Genomic DNA, 17,398 nt, shown 5'->3' with positions numbered 1-17,398 from the left:
CGATGAAGGTGAATGATCGGGTAACAGTCAAAACGGATGGCGGTCCGCGTCGTCCTGGCGTGGTACTGGCAGTTGAGGAGTTTAGTGAAGGCACAATGTACCTGGTTTCGCTGGAAGACTACCCGCTCGGCATCTGGTTCTTTAATGAAGCAGGGCATCAGGATGGTATCTTTGTGGAGAAAGCAGAGTAATTTCTGTCAGCCTGACTGGTGGAATACCACCAGTCAGTATGCCCTAGCGCATGTTGACAAAAATACCATTTGTCACATTATCCGTCAGTCGGACGACATGGTAGATAACCTGTTTATTATGCGTTTTGATCTTACGTTTAATATTGCCTTTATGCGATGAAACGGTCTTGGCTTTAATATTCATTTGGTCGGATATTTGAATCGTTCCCTGGCCAGCCATCCACATTCGCAACATACTCGATTCGGTCCGGCTTAATGATAGCGTTGGCATATTTAAAATGCTGGCCATCGTTGTCTCTTTTTTCAGAATATCGCCAAGGATATCATCAAGAGATTCCGGTTTAATCGATTTGGAACTGATCAATAAATTTTTTCTGACCAATAGATATTCATCAAAATGAACATTGGCAATTGCCATAAAAACGATAAATAACGTATTGGGATGTTGATTAATGATGTACTTGATACGTTGACTGTTAGAAGCATCGTGGATAAAACAGTCCTCATTAATAAACACCACTGAAGGGTGCTGTGAATCACAAGCGATGGCAAGGTCATCAACGGTTTCAATGTCGTTGATTTCTCTTTTTTTCACCCCTCTACTCAACAGATACCCGGTCAAACCCAGCCGGGTGTAACTACATAAATCCATAATAATCGTTGACATGGCATACCCTCACTCAATGCGTAACGATAATTCCCCTTACCTGAATATTTCATCATGACTAAACGGAACGACATGGGTCACCTAATGCGCCACTCTCGCGATTTTTCAGGCGGACTTACTATCCCGTAAAGCGTTGTATAATTTGCCTGGAATTGTCTTAAAGTAAAGTAAATGTTGCGATATGTGAGTGAGGTTAAAACAAATATTTCGCCACAGGAGTATCCTGGAAGATGTTCGCTGGTATTATTTTTCAGATAATCCTTAGGATAACAAGAGAAACATTAGGGAATCATATTACAGGCAATTCGCTGATAATATCCGCCAGCAAATTAAAAATTTCACTAAATAAATGTTCGCAAAAAGGAGCAATTAACGGCATTAATGCCGCCATTAATGAGATGCCGACAGTCAACGTTAATGGAAAACCAATAACAAAAATTGATAATTGCGGGGCCATGCGATTCAGTAAACCTAATGCCAGATTCAGGGTCAGCAACAGGGTAATCAGCGGTAACGCCAGCATCAACCCGTTAAGGAAAATCAGACTCCCTGCTTTGGTGAGTGCCAGAAATGCATTGCTGTTCAGCGGTTCGCCACCAATGGGTAGAGTGTGAAACGTATCGACCAGCAGTGAAATCAACCATAAATGACCGTTAAATGTCAGGAACAGCAGTAACGCCAGCATATCCATAATGCGCGCTAAGACGGGCATATTGAGATGGCTGCCAGGATCGACGAACGTCGCAAATGACAGCCCCATTTGCAGACCGATAATTTCGCCAGCGGTTCGAACAGCGGCAAAGGCAAATTGCATGGTAAAGCCAAGTGCAATGCCAATCAGGATTTGCTGCACCGCCAGCCATAGGGCATAGAACGAAAAAACGGCAACATCGTTGGCGGGGATTGCCGGAGCAATGGCGAACGTGATCATCATTGCGAGGCCTAGTTTTACCCGTTTTGGCACGCTGCGTTCGCTCAAAATGGGCGCGGTGGAGATCAGCGCCAGCACACGCAGTAATGGCCAGAAATACAGGCTTAACCAGGAAAGCCATTGATCGCTTGTTACCTGCAACATTACATCGATTACCCGATGATATACGGCAGGTTAGTGAATAAGGTACGAACGTAATCCAGCAACAGGTTGAGCATCCACGGTCCGGCAATAATAATGGCGATAAATACGGCGATGATTTTCGGAATAAACGACAGCGTCATTTCGTTAATCTGCGTGGCGGCCTGCAAAATACTGATGATAAGACCGGTGACCAGCGCCACCAGCAACAGCGGGGCAGCCAGTGCCAGCGCGACTTTCATCGCTTCTGTCCCCATCATCATGACCGATTCGGGTGTCATTTGGCCTCTCTAGCTGTAAAAGCTCTGCGCCAGTGAACCGACCAGCAATTGCCAGCCATCCACTAGTACAAACAGCATCAGTTTAAACGGCAGAGCAATGGTCGCGGGGGGAACCATCATCATCCCCAATGCCATCAACACGCTTGCAATAACCAGGTCGATAATCAAAAACGGAATGAAAATCGTGAAGCCTATCTGGAAGGCGGTTTTCAACTCGCTGGTCACGTAGGCCGGGAGCAAAATGCGCATCGGTACTGCTTCAGGTCCCTGCAACGGGCCGGTATTCGCCAGCCTGGCAAACAACCCTAAATCCGCCTCGCGGGTCTGACGCAGCATAAACTCACGCAGTGGCTGCGCCCCTTTTTCCAGCGCCTCCTGCATTGATATTTTCTCTTCGCTGAACGGCTGATACGCATCGACATAAATTTTGTCGATTACTGGAGACATAATAAAAAAGGTCAAAAACAGCGCCAGCCCCAGCAATACCTGGTTGGGCGGCGCGGAGGGCGTTCCCAGAGCGTTACGCAATAAACCAAAAACAATGATGATGCGGGTGAAGCTGGTCATCATCAGTAAAATTGCCGGAATAAAAGTCAGCGAGGTGATGAACACCAGCGTCTGCACCGGGAGTGACCAGCTTTGTCCACCGCCAGGCAGCGGCTGGCTGGTGATGCCAGGCAGTTGAGCAAAGGCGAGGGGAGTAAACAGCCAGAGAAGGGCCGGTGCGGCAGACAAGAGACGACGCATCAGGCTCTCCCGCCACGCTTAAGTAAATTTTTCATGACCGACTGAAAATCGGCTTGAGGTAACTCTTCCGTTGGCGCAGAAGGGGGAAGTTTATGCAGCAGATTGATTTGCCCGGCAGTAACGCCGAGCACCAGTCGCGCATCTTCCACATCGACCACCACGACCCGTTCACGCGCCCCCAACGAGGCACTAGCGCTGACTTTCAGCCCGTTCGTGCCATTACGTTTGGGAGCAAATCCCAGCCTTTTTACCAGCCAGGCCGCCGCGAGGATCAGGACAATAATGGCAATTAGCGCGCCGCTCACCTGAAGGAGCGGAGCAGCAGAAACCGGCGCGGAAGGTTGTACAGTAGCGTGGTTATTCATCACTAACGGCTCAGGCGGCGCATCCGCTCGGACGGGGTAATGATATCGGTGATCCGCACGCCATATTTATCAGCGACTACGACAACTTCGCCCTGAGCAATTAAATAACCGTTGATCAGAATATCCAGTGGTTCGCCCGCCAGACCGTCCAGCGCTACTACTGACCCTTGCGTCAGACGCAACAACTCTTTGATGGTCATTCGTGTGCGGCCCAGTTCGACGGTCAGCTTAACCGGAATATCCATAATCAGGTCGATATCCTGCAATGTTCCACTGACGTCGCCGCCGCCAAGCTGCTGGAACACCGCTTCAGCCGCGCTTTTGCCGCTTGTTGATTTTTGTTCGCTCAACGCTTCCGCCCACAGATCGTCCATTGCGCCGCTGTTGTCATCGGCCGGATTATTCAAGTCACTCATTTGGGCTGTTCCTCGTTCAGAGAATTCAAAATCGGGTTAATCAAATGTTCTATCCGTAACGCGTACTGACCGTTGATGGTGCCGTACTGGCTGGTTAGTACCGGAACGTCGTCAACATGGGCGATAATGCGATCGGGTTTTTCAATCGGCAGGACATCGCCGGGCTTCAGCTTTAAAATCTGCGACAGGCGCAGTGAAATATCGGCAAAGTTGGCAACCAGCTCCAGCTGTGAATGTTGCACCTGGCGCACCAGGTTATCGCGCCAGTTCTGATCTTCATTACGCGAGTTTTCCAGCGGCGGGTTAACCAACAATTCCCTCAGTGGCTCGATCATGCTGAATGGCAGGCAGATATTAAATTCGCCGGTCAGGTTGCCAATCTCCACATGGAACGGCGTGTTAACCACAATGTCGTTCGGTGAGGTGGTGATATTGGTAAATTTCACCTGCATTTCGGAACGCACGTACTCGACTTCCAGCGGATTAATCGCCTTCCACGCGTCGCTATAGCCTTCAAGTGCCAGCTTCAACATGCGATTAATGACGCGCTGTTCGGTATGAGTAAACTCGCGACCTTCTACTTTGGTAGGGAAGCGTCCATCGCCGCCAAACAGGTTATCCACGGCGATAAACACCAGACTCGGCGAAAACACCACCAGCCCTGTTCCGCGCAGCGGTTTCAGATGGATAAGGTTCAGGTTGGTCGGCACCGGCAGGTTGCGGGCAAATTCATGGTACGGCTGTATGCGGATGGCCCCGACGGTAATGTCCGGGCTACGGCGCAGCAGGTTGAACAGCCCCATACGAAAATGGCGGGCAAAACGTTCATTGATGATTTCCAGCGCCTGTAACCGTTCGCGAACAACCCGGCGTTGCGTGTTGGGATCGTACGGACGAATGTCACTTTCGCCGCTAACACTGGTTGTCGGTTCGTCTTTGACCTCGCTGTCGCCATTCAACAGCGCATCAATTTCAGCTTGAGAAAGAATACTATCGCCCATGTCGTTATCGCAGAATAAAAGCGGTATACAGCACGTCGGTGACATCCTGTTTCGGTTGCCCGGCAACAAGCGGGGGGGAGAGTGTGGCTTTAATTGCGGCAATCAGTTTTTGCTTGCCTTCTTCCGTTGCCAGCACGGCGGCATCCTGGCGCGAAAACAGTAACAGCAAGCGACTGCGGACTTCCGGCAAATACTCGCTCAGCCGCGAACGGGTGGCTTCATCTTTCAGCCGCAGCGTTATGCCGATATAAAGTACGCGATCTGCATCGCCAAGATTGACCGTAAAAGTGTCCAGCGCATAGAAGACAGGTGAGAGTACGACGCGTTGCTGTGCTTTGTCGCCAGCGGTCACTTGTTGCGAATGCCAGTAGCTGTAACCCGCGCTGGCACAGGCCGCGAGAGTGATGAATACCAGGATCGGGAGCCAAAGCGATCGCCTGCTTTTCTTGCTTATCGCGTAATCAGTCATGTGTTGCGGTCTTCCTGTGTCGCTACTGCTTATCGGCTAATTATCCTGCGTCTTAAGTGTGGCAAAGCGGGGAAAAGACGCGGATTAAGGTGTTACCTCTGGCGTTAGGCGAAAATATCGACGCCACTATTGCCCGATGAAACTCTCTGGAGAGTTGTGGGAACTGGCAATGCATCGTCATCCTCGGTTGTCAGGCGTTCATGGCCTGATGTGCGTGGACGTTGTTGTTGCTCGGAAGCTGCCTGCTGCTGACCGCTAAAACTCTCTCCGCTGATATTGCTCTGCCCCAACTGAATTCCGCTTTCTGCCAGTTGTGTGCGCAGTACCGGCAAAGCCGCTTCCAGAGCGGCGCGCACGTGCTGATGCGGTGAAACCATCTGAATTTGCGCCTGGTTGTCATCCACCTTAAGGGAGATTTGCACTTCGCCTAAATCTTGCGGATGCAAACGCAGTTCGGCACTTTGTTGCCCCTGGCGGGTAAACAGCGAAATATGCTGGCTTAAGGATTGTTGCCATTCGTGGGAACCCAGCGGTGCGCTCAAAACAGGCGCTGCGACGGTGGGCAGTGGCTGCGTCTGGTGCGGAGTAATTAGCGGACTGGTGACAGTAGTAACAGGTGAAGGCGTGCTGATGATCTCCGCTTTACTCTGGGCTTCAGCGACCAGCGGTGTTAATGGCTGATCTGGCGCGCCAGGGGCGTCGTCAGGTTGAGCTGTTGCGAGTTGCGCGGTAGTCAGTTTTGTTGAGAGTGCTTGCTTCTGCGTCGGTAACGTTGTTACAGGCGCATCAGTCACTTTGGGGGGATTGTCAAAACCGGGCAGCATAGCAAAAAGGGCGCTCAGGCTGGCGACAGCATCTTCATTAAGGTCATCCGTTTTATCGTCGGCGACCGTTTCCTTTTCTGGCATGGCTGCCAGCGTATTAACCAGAGCCGTCGTCAGCGGCGTTGTATCGGGTCGTGCTGCGGTTATTTCAGCCAGCGTTTCGTCAGTAGCGATGTGTAAATCAGACGGCAATACCCCGGCCAGAATTTCGTTGGCGCGTTCTTTACCTTGCGCGTGTGGGGTATCCACTGCAACCTGAAGCAATGGCGAAGCTTTGCCTGGTGCTGCATCTCCTGCTAATGCCCCGCTCAACAACGCAAGAAAATCCTGTGCCGTGTCAGTGGCGCTAGCACCGGGCAATGTGGATGTGTCAACGTCAGCGGTAATCAAGGGCGCTAAACGAATCATTCAGTTTTCCTCATGGCGGCGCGCTGGGCGAACTCGTCCATCTTTTTCTGAACGAGGCGGTTTTCTGCTAACAGGGCCGCCGTGGATTGCCGTTCCTGGAGGGTCTGCCAGGCCTGCAAGCGTTGTTTCTTTTCTCGCCAGCTGTTCAGAGCAATGTCAACTTTCTGCGTCCACTGATTAAGCTGCTGGCGGTGCTGGGTAATGGCCTTTTCCAGCGTCTGAATGAACTGCTGGTAGTTGATCCAGCGATTACTGGTCATTCCTGCACTCATGTCGTTGTTCAGGTTGCTGCGATATTCATTCTGATAATCGATCAGCATTTTGAGTTGTTCTTCCGCTTGCTGACATCCGCGACGCATTTCACCCAGCAGGCGGGCCGCATTATCCACCTCTTTTTCTGCCAGATCTTTCAGGGTCGCCAGGGCGCCATGTTCTGCCATCTGTTGCTATCTCCTGCTTAATCACACCGTCGGAAAAATACGTTCCAGCCCCTGGAGAGAGTCTTCCCAGTCCGCGCGTTCAAAAATGCCTTGTTGCAAATAGCCCTCCAGCTGCGGCCACAAGGCGATAGCTTTATCGAGCATTGGATCGCTGCCTTTGGCGTACGCGCCGACGCTAACCAGATCGCGGTTACGCTGAAAACTCGACAACAGCTGTTTGAAGGTGCGTACCCGCGCGTAATGCTGCTCGCTGATCAACGCCGTCATTGCACGGCTGATTGAGGCTTCAATATCAATCGCCGGATAGTGTCCGGCTTCTGCCAGACGGCGAGACAGCACGATGTGACCGTCGAGGATCGCCCGCGCGGAGTCGGCAATCGGATCTTGCTGGTCATCGCCTTCGGTGAGCACGGTATAAAACGCGGTAATCGAGCCGCCGCCGCTGATTCCGTTTCCGGCACGTTCGACCAGCGCCGGTAATTTGGCGAATACCGACGGCGGATAACCTTTGGTGGCTGGTGGTTCGCCAATCGCCAGCGCAATCTCACGCTGGGCCATCGCGTAGCGGGTGAGGGAGTCCATAATCAGCAACACATGCTGACCACGATCGCGAAAATCTTCGGCAATGCGCGTGGCATAGGCGGCACCCTGCATTCGCAGGAGCGGAGAAACATCCGCCGGAGCGGCAATCACCACGGAGCGCGCACGCCCTTCGGCACCGAGAATATTTTCAATAAAATCTTTTACTTCTCGCCCACGTTCACCAATCAAACCAACGACGATCACATCGGCACGGGTGTAGCGCGCCATCATTCCCAGCAGCACACTTTTACCGACGCCGGAACCGGCAAACAGCCCCATACGCTGCCCGCGCCCAACGGTAAGCAGGGCATTAATTGGGCGCACGCCCGTATCCAGCACATGCTCAATCGGTGTACGTTGCAACGGGTTAAACGGCGGGGTAATCAGGGCGCCAGTTTCAGTCGTATCGGGGGAGGGCAGACCATCGAGCGGTTTACCGCTGCCGTCCAGAACGCGACCTAATAACGCCGGACCGAGCGGTAGCTGCTTGCCGCTTTGCAGCCCATCGCCGGAGATATTTCTGGCGTAAACGCGTGCGCCGGGCAGCACGCCTTCCACTTCCTCCAGCGGCATTAAAAACAGCCGTTGACCGTTAAAGCCAACCACTTCGCTTTCCACTTCGTGCGTTTCAGTGCCGTTCTGACGTTCAATGACACAGGTTGCGCCGAGCGGCAGTTGCAATCCGGTGGCTTCCAGCACCAGCCCGGTGGCGCGGGTTAATCGCCCGTAGCGACGCACTGCAGGCAACTGAGCCATTTTGGCTTCAAAATTATCCAGCGTGGTTAGCCAACGTGTCAGGCGCGTGGTCATTACACCACTCCTGGCGCTGCCAGACGGCAGAGTTCTTGCCAGCGGGTGGCGACACTGGCGTCGAGATCGCCTTCATCAGCGGAGACTTTACAACCGCCAGGATGGAGGGTCGGGTCGCCGCGCAAGCGCCAGCCATGCAAACTTAAGGTTGCGCCGAGCATCTCATCAACACGTTGCAGATCATCCGGATGCACGCGTAGCTGCGGTTTGCCACTGAATAACGGTTCTTGCTGCAACAACTGTTGGATCTGTTTGATCAGTGCCGAGTTATCCACCGTTGGCGTCTGGCCGATCACCTGACGCGCTGCCTCCAGCGCCATCTGCATCAGGCGTGAAGCAATCACGCTATCAAGCGCATCAAGGGTGATCTGAAACTCGCTGACCAGTTGCTGCATCCGGGCATGAACCGGCGCTTGCTGGGATTTTGCTTGCGCCAGTCCTTGTTCCAGCCCCTGAGCCAGACCTTCCTGATAGCCCTGTTCGTGACCTTGCTGGCGACCTTCGGCAATCCCCGCCTGATAACCTTGCTCGTGGGCCTGCATTTGCAGTTGCGCCAGTTGTTGCTCAAGGCTGGGTTCGGCCTCTTCAGTGACGGTTTCTTCTGGCTCCATCAGTGGTACAAACTCCGCCTGTGGTGGCGCGAGATCGTCCGGTGTCCAGGTTTTCCACGGCAGATTATCAGACATAGGTATCCTCGCCGCTGCCAATCACCATCTCGCCGGTTTCGGCAAGGCGGCGCACAATCAGCAGAATCGCTTTCTGTTCGTTTTCCACCTGCGACAGACGCACCGGACCACGGTTGGCGAGATCGTCGCGCAGTATATCGGCGGCACGCTGCGACATATTGCGCAGGAATTTCTCGCGCAGTGGCTGTTCTGCACCTTTCAGCGCGATCAGCAGCGATTCGGAATCCACTTCCTGCAACAGACGCTGGATGCTGCGATCGTCGACATCCACCAGATTTTCGAACAGGAACATCTCGTCGATGATTTTCTGCGCCAGTTCGCCGTCAAATTCACGCACGGCGGTAATAACCGCTTCTTCCTGCTGAGTTTTCATCAGGTTGATAATTTCCGCTGCTGTTCTCACGCCGCCCATTTTGCTGCGTTTGAGATTCTGGCCATCGAGCAGGCCATTCAGCACCTCTGTCAGTTCAGCCAGCGCGGCAGGTTGTACGCCGCCAAAGGTAGCGATACGTAGCATCACGTCGTGGCGCAGGCGTTCATCGAACAACGCCAGAATATCGGCGGCTTGAGCGCGTTTCAGATGCACCAGAATGGTGGCTATAATCTGCGGATGTTCATCGCGAATCAGATCGGCGGCGCTCTGCGGCTCCATAAAGTTGAGCGTTTCAATACCGCTGGCAGTGTCGCGGGTTTCGAGAATATCTTCCAGCAGGCTGGCGGCACGCTCTTCGCCCAGCGCTTTGACCAGCACTGAACGCAGATAATCATTGGCGTTAATATTCAGTGCGGCAAACTGTTCGGCTTCTTGTTCAAACTCTGCCAGTACTTCAGTTAACTGTTTGTTGGAGATCTGCGAGACGTTCGCCATTGCCGCGCTCAGGGTCTGCACTTCTCGTTGGGACAGGTGCTTGAATACCTCTGCCGCCCGGTCTTCGCCAATGGTCATCAGCAGAATGACGCTTTTATCGGTGCCTGTCAGGTTACTCATGATCGTTATTTATCCACTGGCGAATGACCAGCGCCACTACGCGCGGATCGTTATCAGACATGTCGCGGATGCGCTGGCTCATTACCTCAGCCCCCAGACGTTGGTTAGCGCGGCGTTGTTGCAGTTGTTCGTCTTTGCTCAGGCGTACTTCCACTGCATCTTCCGTCTCCTGGCGAGTTTGTGTCTGTTGCTGAACGGCTTTCACCACCTCAGCGCGGCGGATTAATTGCGGACGCACCGCTTTACGCCACAGCAGCCACGCCACCAGTATCACCAGCAACCAGCGTCCGGCAGCCAGTAACTGATCGATAAACGCTTGTTGTTGCCAGAACGGCAACTCACCACCACTTTCATCACTACTGGTAAACAGCGAGTTGACGACATTGAGCGAATCACCGCGTTTTTCCGAAAAGCCCATTGCCTCGCGGGTCAGATCATCAATTTGTTTCATCTGTTCGGCGCTCAGTGGCAACGGTTTGCCATCCGGCAGCGTTTTGTAATTCACCACTACCGCGACAGACAGACGTTGCACGTCGCCGACGTTCATTTTGGTATGACGAATGGTGCGATCGACTTCGTAGTTGCTGGTTTCATTACGCTGTGTGCTGCGCGGCCCACTATTGCTGGTGGTGCTCGTCTGTTGTTGGCGATTGTTTTGATTTGCCGGAGGCGTACTGATCGGCGCGTTATTTGCAGGCGCGGGCTGATTAGACAATGCCCCCGGCACGCCGCCCGGATAACCGGAACCGCTCTGCTCGCTTTCATTCAGTTGACGGGAACGAAGTGCTGCCTGTGACTCATTGCCATTAGGGCGATACTGCTCTTCTGTTTGCTCTTTACTGGCGAAATCCAGCTGCGCTGTGACTTGCGCATGAATATTGCCGTTGCCGACAATAGGCGACAGAATTGCTTCAATGCGACGCTGAATGCGGCCTTCGACATCGCTGGTATATTTCAACTGAACGTCATTGAGATCGCGCCCGCTGGTGTTGGACTGGGTTAACAGATGCCCACCTTGATCCACCAGCGTAACGTTACCCGGTGGCAGCCCAGCTACTGCACTGGAAACCAGATGCACAACGGCGCTAATTTGCCCTTCATCCAGCGCACGTCCTGGCAATAAATTCACAGTCACCGATGCGGAAGGGGATTTTTGTTCACGGACAAATAAAGACGGTTTCGGCATCGCCAGATGCACGCGCGCCCCTTTTACCGGGCCGATAGTTTCGATGGTACGAGAAAGTTCGCCTTCCAGCGCTCGCTGATAATTCACCTGTTCGCTGAACTGGCTGATACCAAACTTTTCCTGATCGAGCAGTTCAAAGCCGACCGCTCCGCCTTTAGGTAAGCCTTGCTGCGCCAGACGCAGACGCAATTCATGGACCTTATCCGCCGGAACTTCAATTGCACCACTGGCTTCACTAAAGCGGTAGGGGATGTTCATCTGCGTCAGTTGGCTGACGATCGCGCCACCATCCTGATCGGAAAGGTTGCTGAATAACGTGCGGTAATCAGGGGCTTTTGCCCATAGAACTAACGCGACTATCACTGCCACTGCAGCGGAACCAGCAACAATCAAAGGGATTCTCGGATTCGCGCGTAGGCGATTAAGCCACTCAAGAGATTTTGTCTGGGCTGCAGTCGTATTCATCGCGCACCTCGCGGCAGATGAAAGACGGCGTTATTGGCAAAGTGGAACAAGACGCACTCCCGGGTCAGCAAACTCGAAAAATTGACGGCCTCATTATTTGTGGTTTTATTTTTTTCTATGCGCCAATTAACCCGGTTTTTTATCGTTATTTAACGCCTTTATCTTATTGACTTACTGTTAATCTCTGCTACCAGAAATGATCCAGGAGATGAATATGTCAGCCATACAGGGGATTGAAGGGGTTATCAGCCAGTTACAGGCTACGGCGATGAGTGCCCGTGCGCAGGAATCACTACCACAACCTGGCATCAGTTTTGCCGGACAACTTCATGCCGCGCTCAATCGTATAAGTGATACGCAAACCGCCGCCCGCACCCAGGCAGAAAAATTCACCCTCGGTGAACCCGGCGTGGCGCTAAACGATGTGATGACCGATATGCAAAAAGCCTCAGTTTCAATGCAAATGGGGATTCAGGTGCGTAATAAGCTGGTGGCGGCGTACCAGGAAATGATGTCCATGCAGGTGTAGGTTTTGTAACTGAGGCGATAAAACAAAAAATGGCCTACGAAACCTGGGGCGGCGGTTAGTGAATGCAAACGCATAATCAGCATTCCCTGCTGCAGTTGGTGGGTTTACCAGTCATGACAATTGATGATTTTCACATAAGTTCAAGGTCATAAAACGGCTATTTGGATCCGGTTTATAATCAGCGAAGGGCTCGCAGGCAGTGAAGCCATGTTTGAGATAAAGTTGATGGCAGGCCGTAAATCCAGCATGTGTTCCTGTTTCTAAACTCAGGCGATGAAGGCGTCTGTCATGTGCAACCCGCAAAATATGCCGTAGAATCAGATTTGCAACGCCACGACGTAAAAAGTCTGGCGCAGTACGCATTGATTTCAACTCGCCATGTTCATCATCCAGTAACTTCAGCGCGCCAATTCCGGCGAGTCGATCTCCTTCCCATGCTGACCAGAATGTCACTGCCGGATCACGTAGTTTTTGTACGTCCAAAGCATGGATGCTTTCTGGTGGAGATTGTTCCTGCATACCGGAAATATGGTAATTCACTAATTCTTGTACTGCAGGATGGGAGAGATCATCTGTTTTGACAGTGAACATGATTGTTTCTTGTTGGTTGTCTAATTACAACATACCAACAGGCGAAAACATCTTTGTCTAATAGATGTTTCTTATGACACGGTTCTGTTTGTAAAAATGACCGCTCACCATTGTATGGAGCCATCGCTGGAAGAAAGCTTTGCAGTAACTTGCTTTCAGAATGCCCATCGAGTGATGGGCGTGTATAGGGTATGACACACCGGGAGATCTACAGTGAACGATGATGCTTGATGATTCACTCCGCCTGTTATCTGGTGCGCTCCAGGGCTTTCTTTGTCATCAACGAAAAATACATGGTCACAGGCATGAACATGAAGGCGTTAGTTAATCGCTATTTCAGAACCGATCATTGAAAATTTTATTAATAACCAGCCACTGTCAGACCTGAGCTGGCGAGAACAGCTAAATAAGTGGTTTGTTGTTCTCGATATCTTCAATATATAAAAGTGTATTATCGATAGAATAGTAACGCCGCTTATTATCACCGACGTCAGTAACCCACCGAAAAACACCAGCCTTTGCAAGCGTTATACAATATTCCCGAAATGTTGACCGTCTTGAAATGTGAGTCCGGGCTGCTTTTTTGACTTGCTCAGGATCCTTGATGGCACTGACTTTTAATAGACTTCTGCTCCCTCTGATTAACAAAACATTGTCATCGTGCGTGACGATCCTGATGTTATCTGTGGCAAGATAGTAAATATAATGTGCAATACGATGACGTTTTAACTCAGCATAAAACCAGGAAAAGTTTAGCTCCGTTCTCACTTGCTCAAACATCTTTTGAAAATTAGCAACCTGATCCATCAGGGAAATAATCTCTCGTCAGTTGTGAGGGAGAGTAGTTTGCATGATCGGTGTTATTCCTTCAATCTGGTCCGATCACTTAATGCTGTGTCTGTGTGAATCAATAATAATCTAACTGCGGTACGGAAAATAGACAACGGAGTATTCGTAGCAAGTGACTCCCGCTGCCTGAAACAGCGGGAGAAAAGATTACTTCTGAATTAAATAACGAATGGTCGGCCCGTCTTGCTGAATATCCAGTACCGTATAGCCGTGATTACGCGCATCCAGCGGAATATTGTTAATCGACTGTGGACAATCGCTGACCACTTCGAGGATCTCGCCTTTTTTTAACTGCGGCATCGCCTCAAGGGTTGCAACCGCCGGGTAAGGGCAGGGCTCACCCACCATATCAAGACGGTAATCAGGAACGATATTTTTCATGCGACCTCCTTAGCTGTCTGCGGCGCCGCACGGCGGAAGAAGCGTTTTTCCCAGCCGATAATCAGCATCAGCGCAGCGAACAATAGTAAATATGTCACCAGCAGGCCGCCCATTGGACCAAAGGTTTTTAGCAGGTTGATTTTGTCCCAGTCGGTTGCCAGTGCCGGGGCGAAATCATCCCAGTAATACGCCAGAATCGTGGAGCCAATAACGTTGCCCAGACCGACCCACCAGTAATGCACCTGGCCTTCCACCGCGCGGTACATCCATCCCGTTTCGCAGCCGCCCGCCAGCACAATACCAAAACCAAACAGTAATCCACCAATTACCGCGTTCGGACCCGCCCACATGATTTTAGGTTCTACGCCTAACTGTACATAACTGAAAATCCCGATGGCACTTACCGCCATACCGAAAATGATCGCTTTCGCCATGTGGGTTCGTCCGGTGATCCACATGTCGCGGAACGCCGAAGTAAAGCAGATTTGTGCACGTTCTATCAGTAAGCCAAAGCCGACACCAAACAGCATCGCCAGCCCCAGCTTTGGTTGGTTCATCGCCGTCAGCAGCGCCCAGCCAAGCATGCCGAAAAAGACCAGCATCCCGAGACGAAAACGGCGCCGCGCCTGATCCGGTTTCTGCGTCAGCGGTGAGGCAGCAGAGACTTTCTGCATTTTCACGGGGATGCGAAAAACAGGCAGCAGGGTAAAGCGCGCGCCAAACCATGAACCGATGGCGGTGGCGATGGCAAAGAACCAGGCGTGCAGCGAGAACTGAGGAATGCCGGTAAAGAACGCCGCCAGGTTACAGCCCATCGCCAGACGTGCACCAAAACCAGCAATAATCCCGCCAATAATGGCCTGCATAATGCGGATACGGCTTCGCGGCATGCGCAGTTTGACGTTGTTGGCCCATAATGCCGCGGCAAAACAGCCGCCGAACATACCGAGAATCATCATCCCGTCAATGCGGGTTAATGGCGATCCTTCCAGATGGATGATTTTAAAATAGCCCCACTCTTCAGCATGGACGCCAAACAGTTGCAGGAGCCGACCGCCCCAGCGGGTAAATTCACCCGTAACTGCCCAAAAGGTGCCGGTAATGCCAAAATAGTAAGTGGAGAGAATGCCCGCCGCGATGACCGCAGGGATTGGCGCCCAGAATTTAATCAACCAGGCTTGTTTGAATTGCTGCCATGACATGTATGTAGCCTCTGAACTCAGAAGGTTTAAACAAGAGTCGCGAATCATACATCAGGAGAATTTATTTGCGTGGCAATAATTCACAAAAATAATAGTTTGATCAAATTTCTCTTTGGGCCTGGAAAGGCTGGCAGCGTCAGGGCTTTAATGCCACAATCCACTTTTCTTCTCATGCAGGACGAATGATGAAAAAACTCGCAATTGCAGGCGCACTCATGTTGTTGGCGGGCTGTGCCGAAGTCGAAAACTATAATAATGTTGTAAAAACCCCCGCGCCAGACTGGCTGGCAGGGTACTGGCAGACCAAAGGGCCGCAACGTGCGCTGGTCAGCCCGGAAGCGATTGGTAGCCTGATTGTCACTAAAGAGGGTGATACCCTGGATTGCCGTCAATGGCAGCGAGTGATTGCGTTACCGGGTAAGCTGACGCTGATGTCTGATTCTCTCACTAACGTTACTGTGAAACGTGAGCTGTACGAGATTGAGCGTGACGGTAACACCATTGAGTATGATGGCATGACGATGGAACGCGTGGCTCGTCCGACGGCAGAGTGTGCCGCCGCGCTGGAAAAAGCGCCGTTACCGACGCCGCTGCCGTAATGAAATTCCCCTGGCTCAGGGGGATTTTCATGTCAAAAAAAGTGCCCGATACGCAAGCTTATCGGGCCTGGAACTGTAACGGCGTCGCAATAACGATGCGTGTATTGTCAGCGGTCGGTTTTAAATCACCTCTTCGATAACCCAAACGCTGACGCTGCCGCCGTTGCAAAAAAAAGTCGCTTCGCCATTTTCATCGGTAACTATGCTCTCTTGTCGATTACCGAGGAAATCTCGCCAGGTTTTATTGCCATAGTTCTCCCCCAGATTAATCGTCTTTTCGCCATCGTCACCGTTCGACATAACCACAACGCAGCCAGGATATTCATCGGTGCCACTGCGACTAAAGGCAATACAGTTCGGATGATCGAAAAATAGCGTCTGTACACCGTGGGCAAAACGCTGTCGGGCGAGGATTAGCTCATCAAGTTGTTCGATTATTGGCATATCGATTGGATAGGTTTGTCCGTCACCGCCGACATCTTCGTAATGAGCCCCGTAAAGATCAGGGTAAAACACCGAAGGCACGCCATTTTCCCGTAGCAAAATAAGGGCATAAGCCAGCGGCTTAAACCACGGCTCCACCGGAGCTTCAAGGGCTTGTAATGGTTGGGTGTCGTGGTTGGCGACCAGCGTCACAGCGTGGAAAGGATCGACTTCAACCAATGTGCCGCTAAAAATCTCAGTCATATCATAATCACGCCCCATACGAGACGCTTCGTGGAATTTCATCTGTAGCGGTGCATCGAACAGCATGGTTTTACCTTCCACCTGGTCAATATACGTTTGCAGTTTCTCGACCTCGCGCGACCAGTATTCCGCCACAATAAAGAGTGGTTTCGGCGCAACTTCTTGCACATGCTCGATCCACTCTTTATAGAACCACGCCGGAATATGTTTTACCGCGTCGAGACGAAAACCATCGCACTGAGTTTGTTCCATTACCCAGCGCGCCCAGTATTTGAGCTCTTCGGTGACGGCATGGTTACGAAAATCGATATTTTCGCCCATCAGATAATCGAAATTGCCTAATTCATCATCGACCTGATCATTCCAGCCTTCGCCAGTGTAATCGTTGACGATTTTAAAGATGCCATCTTCATGCGGGTTTTCGATATGGTCGATACCGCTAAAACATTTGAAGTCCCATATAAATTGTGAATATTTTCCGGCTCGTGCAGGGAAGGTGTAACGGGTCCAGCCTTCGCATTCGATAATTTCATCATCAATTTGCGTGCGACACTCTTCGTTAACTCGCTGAACGCGAATCGCTTCTTTTTCGTCGGCACCCATTTTGTGGTTCACCACCACATCCAGCAGTACGGCGATGTCGTTGCGTTTAAGCGCGTCGATGGCCGCCAGCAATTGCGCTTTATCACCATATTTCGTCGCGACAGTGCCTTTTTGATCAAACTCGCCTAAATCAAATAAATCATAGGAATCGTAGCCGACAGAATATCCGCCCGATGCGCCTTTATAGGCAGGCGGCAGCCAGACCATATTGATACCAATATCATTTAAACCGTCGGCGCGCTCGGCAAGCTCGGGCCAGAGCTTGCCGCCTTCAGGGTAATACCAGTGAAAGCATTGCAACAGCGTGGGATTACGCATTCTTCGACTCCACATGAGGGGAACATTAGAAGCGTAGCCGT

22 protein-coding genes are annotated in these 17,398 nt (G+C 51.6%); 3 read left to right on the top strand and 19 right to left on the bottom strand.

Annotation, left to right across the window (positions count from 1 at the left end):
• Window positions 1–2: 2 nt before the first annotated feature.
• Entirely contained in the window at window positions 3–191 is a 189-nt protein-coding gene (gene dsrB, locus D9597_RS17285) for a protein DsrB (RefSeq protein WP_000867217.1), read from the top strand.
• Between the two features lie 43 nt (window positions 192–234).
• Here the strand turns inward: dsrB and rcsA are convergent, their stop codons facing one another.
• The 14 genes from rcsA to fliF form a co-directional block, all read right to left on the bottom strand.
• Complete coding sequence (gene rcsA / locus D9597_RS17280) at window positions 235–858, bottom strand: transcriptional regulator RcsA (protein WP_130216461.1); 624 nt, start codon at window positions 856–858, stop codon at window positions 235–237.
• 289 nt (window positions 859–1,147) lie between these two features.
• The gene (gene fliR, locus D9597_RS17275) at window positions 1,148–1,933 is read right to left on the bottom strand and encodes a flagellar biosynthetic protein FliR (protein ID WP_130216463.1); all 786 of its coding nucleotides are present in this window, start codon (window positions 1,931–1,933) and stop codon (window positions 1,148–1,150) included.
• A gap of 8 nt (window positions 1,934–1,941) precedes the next feature.
• Window positions 1,942–2,211 (bottom strand): flagellar biosynthesis protein FliQ, encoded by a 270-nt coding sequence (gene fliQ / locus D9597_RS17270; protein WP_000187358.1) that lies wholly within the window; start codon window positions 2,209–2,211, stop codon window positions 1,942–1,944.
• A 9-nt stretch (window positions 2,212–2,220) separates the two neighbouring features.
• Window positions 2,221–2,958, bottom strand: a complete 738-nt coding sequence (gene fliP / locus D9597_RS17265) for a flagellar type III secretion system pore protein FliP (RefSeq protein WP_130223627.1) — start codon at window positions 2,956–2,958, stop codon at window positions 2,221–2,223.
• Window positions 2,958–3,323: a flagellar biosynthetic protein FliO gene (fliO, locus tag D9597_RS17260; RefSeq protein ID WP_130223702.1), complete on the bottom strand. Its 366-nt coding sequence runs from the start codon at window positions 3,321–3,323 to the stop codon at window positions 2,958–2,960. Before fliO ends, fliP begins: the two co-directional genes overlap by 1 nt.
• 2 nt (window positions 3,324–3,325) lie before the next feature.
• The gene (gene fliN / locus D9597_RS17255; protein ID WP_130223625.1) at window positions 3,326–3,739 is read right to left on the bottom strand and encodes a flagellar motor switch protein FliN; all 414 of its coding nucleotides are present in this window, start codon (window positions 3,737–3,739) and stop codon (window positions 3,326–3,328) included.
• Complete coding sequence (gene fliM / locus D9597_RS17250; RefSeq protein ID WP_130223623.1) at window positions 3,736–4,740, bottom strand: flagellar motor switch protein FliM; 1,005 nt, start codon at window positions 4,738–4,740, stop codon at window positions 3,736–3,738. The genes fliN and fliM overlap by 4 nt, the downstream gene beginning before the upstream one ends.
• A 4-nt stretch (window positions 4,741–4,744) precedes the next feature.
• Window positions 4,745–5,209, bottom strand: coding sequence for a flagellar basal body-associated protein FliL (gene fliL, locus D9597_RS17245; RefSeq protein ID WP_130223621.1), 465 nt, complete (start codon window positions 5,207–5,209; stop codon window positions 4,745–4,747).
• A gap of 104 nt (window positions 5,210–5,313) precedes the next feature.
• The gene (locus D9597_RS17240; protein WP_130223619.1) at window positions 5,314–6,441 is read right to left on the bottom strand and encodes a flagellar hook-length control protein FliK; all 1,128 of its coding nucleotides are present in this window, start codon (window positions 6,439–6,441) and stop codon (window positions 5,314–5,316) included.
• Window positions 6,438–6,881 carry a flagellar export protein FliJ gene (gene fliJ, locus D9597_RS17235; protein WP_130223617.1) on the bottom strand — a complete coding sequence of 148 codons (444 nt, stop codon included), beginning with the start codon at window positions 6,879–6,881 and terminating at the stop codon, window positions 6,438–6,440. Before fliJ ends, D9597_RS17240 begins: the two co-directional genes overlap by 4 nt.
• A gap of 21 nt (window positions 6,882–6,902) precedes the next feature.
• On the bottom strand, window positions 6,903–8,273 hold the full coding sequence (gene fliI, locus D9597_RS17230) for a flagellar protein export ATPase FliI (RefSeq protein WP_130223615.1): 1,371 nt from the start codon (window positions 8,271–8,273) through the stop codon (window positions 6,903–6,905).
• Window positions 8,273–8,959, bottom strand: a complete 687-nt coding sequence (fliH, locus tag D9597_RS17225; protein WP_130223613.1) for a flagellar assembly protein FliH — start codon at window positions 8,957–8,959, stop codon at window positions 8,273–8,275. Before fliH ends, fliI begins: the two co-directional genes overlap by 1 nt.
• Window positions 8,952–9,947 (bottom strand): flagellar motor switch protein FliG, encoded by a 996-nt coding sequence (gene fliG, locus D9597_RS17220; RefSeq protein ID WP_032184453.1) that lies wholly within the window; start codon window positions 9,945–9,947, stop codon window positions 8,952–8,954. The genes fliH and fliG overlap by 8 nt, the downstream gene beginning before the upstream one ends.
• Entirely contained in the window at window positions 9,940–11,598 is a 1,659-nt protein-coding gene (gene fliF / locus D9597_RS17215) for a flagellar basal-body MS-ring/collar protein FliF (RefSeq protein ID WP_130223611.1), read from the bottom strand. The genes fliG and fliF overlap by 8 nt, the downstream gene beginning before the upstream one ends.
• A 214-nt stretch (window positions 11,599–11,812) precedes the next feature.
• Here fliF and fliE point away from each other — a divergent pair, with 214 nt between their 5' ends.
• A complete protein-coding gene (gene fliE, locus D9597_RS17210; RefSeq protein ID WP_130216481.1) occupies window positions 11,813–12,127 on the top strand; it encodes a flagellar hook-basal body complex protein FliE in 315 nt (104 codons plus the stop codon).
• A gap of 111 nt (window positions 12,128–12,238) precedes the next feature.
• Here fliE and D9597_RS17205 read toward each other — a convergent pair whose 3' ends face one another.
• The 4 genes from D9597_RS17205 to yedE form a co-directional block, all read right to left on the bottom strand.
• A complete protein-coding gene (locus D9597_RS17205) occupies window positions 12,239–12,718 on the bottom strand; it encodes a GNAT family N-acetyltransferase (protein WP_130223609.1) in 480 nt (159 codons plus the stop codon).
• Window positions 12,719–13,120: 402 nt separating this feature from the next.
• On the bottom strand, window positions 13,121–13,525 hold the full coding sequence (locus D9597_RS17200; RefSeq protein ID WP_130223607.1) for a DUF1398 domain-containing protein: 405 nt from the start codon (window positions 13,523–13,525) through the stop codon (window positions 13,121–13,123).
• A gap of 189 nt (window positions 13,526–13,714) precedes the next feature.
• Window positions 13,715–13,948, bottom strand: a complete 234-nt coding sequence (gene yedF, locus D9597_RS17195) for a sulfurtransferase-like selenium metabolism protein YedF (RefSeq protein ID WP_000790504.1) — start codon at window positions 13,946–13,948, stop codon at window positions 13,715–13,717.
• Window positions 13,945–15,150 carry a selenium metabolism membrane protein YedE/FdhT gene (yedE, locus tag D9597_RS17190; protein WP_130223605.1) on the bottom strand — a complete coding sequence of 402 codons (1,206 nt, stop codon included), beginning with the start codon at window positions 15,148–15,150 and terminating at the stop codon, window positions 13,945–13,947. Before yedE ends, yedF begins: the two co-directional genes overlap by 4 nt.
• A 185-nt stretch (window positions 15,151–15,335) precedes the next feature.
• Between yedE and yedD the strand changes: the two genes are divergently transcribed.
• Window positions 15,336–15,749 carry a lipoprotein YedD gene (gene yedD / locus D9597_RS17185; RefSeq protein WP_064529329.1) on the top strand — a complete coding sequence of 138 codons (414 nt, stop codon included), beginning with the start codon at window positions 15,336–15,338 and terminating at the stop codon, window positions 15,747–15,749.
• A gap of 120 nt (window positions 15,750–15,869) precedes the next feature.
• Here the strand turns inward: yedD and amyA are convergent, their stop codons facing one another.
• Window positions 15,870–17,357 (bottom strand): alpha-amylase, encoded by a 1,488-nt coding sequence (amyA, locus tag D9597_RS17180; protein ID WP_130218644.1) that lies wholly within the window; start codon window positions 17,355–17,357, stop codon window positions 15,870–15,872.
• Between the last annotated feature and the right edge of the window lie 41 nt (window positions 17,358–17,398).

It is taken from the genome of Escherichia sp. E13S3, from assembly GCF_004212325.1.
Classification (GTDB): Bacteria; Pseudomonadota; Gammaproteobacteria; order Enterobacterales; family Enterobacteriaceae; genus Escherichia.
Note: the sequence above shows the minus strand (reverse complement) of the source record. Positions and strands in the feature narration are given on the sequence as shown.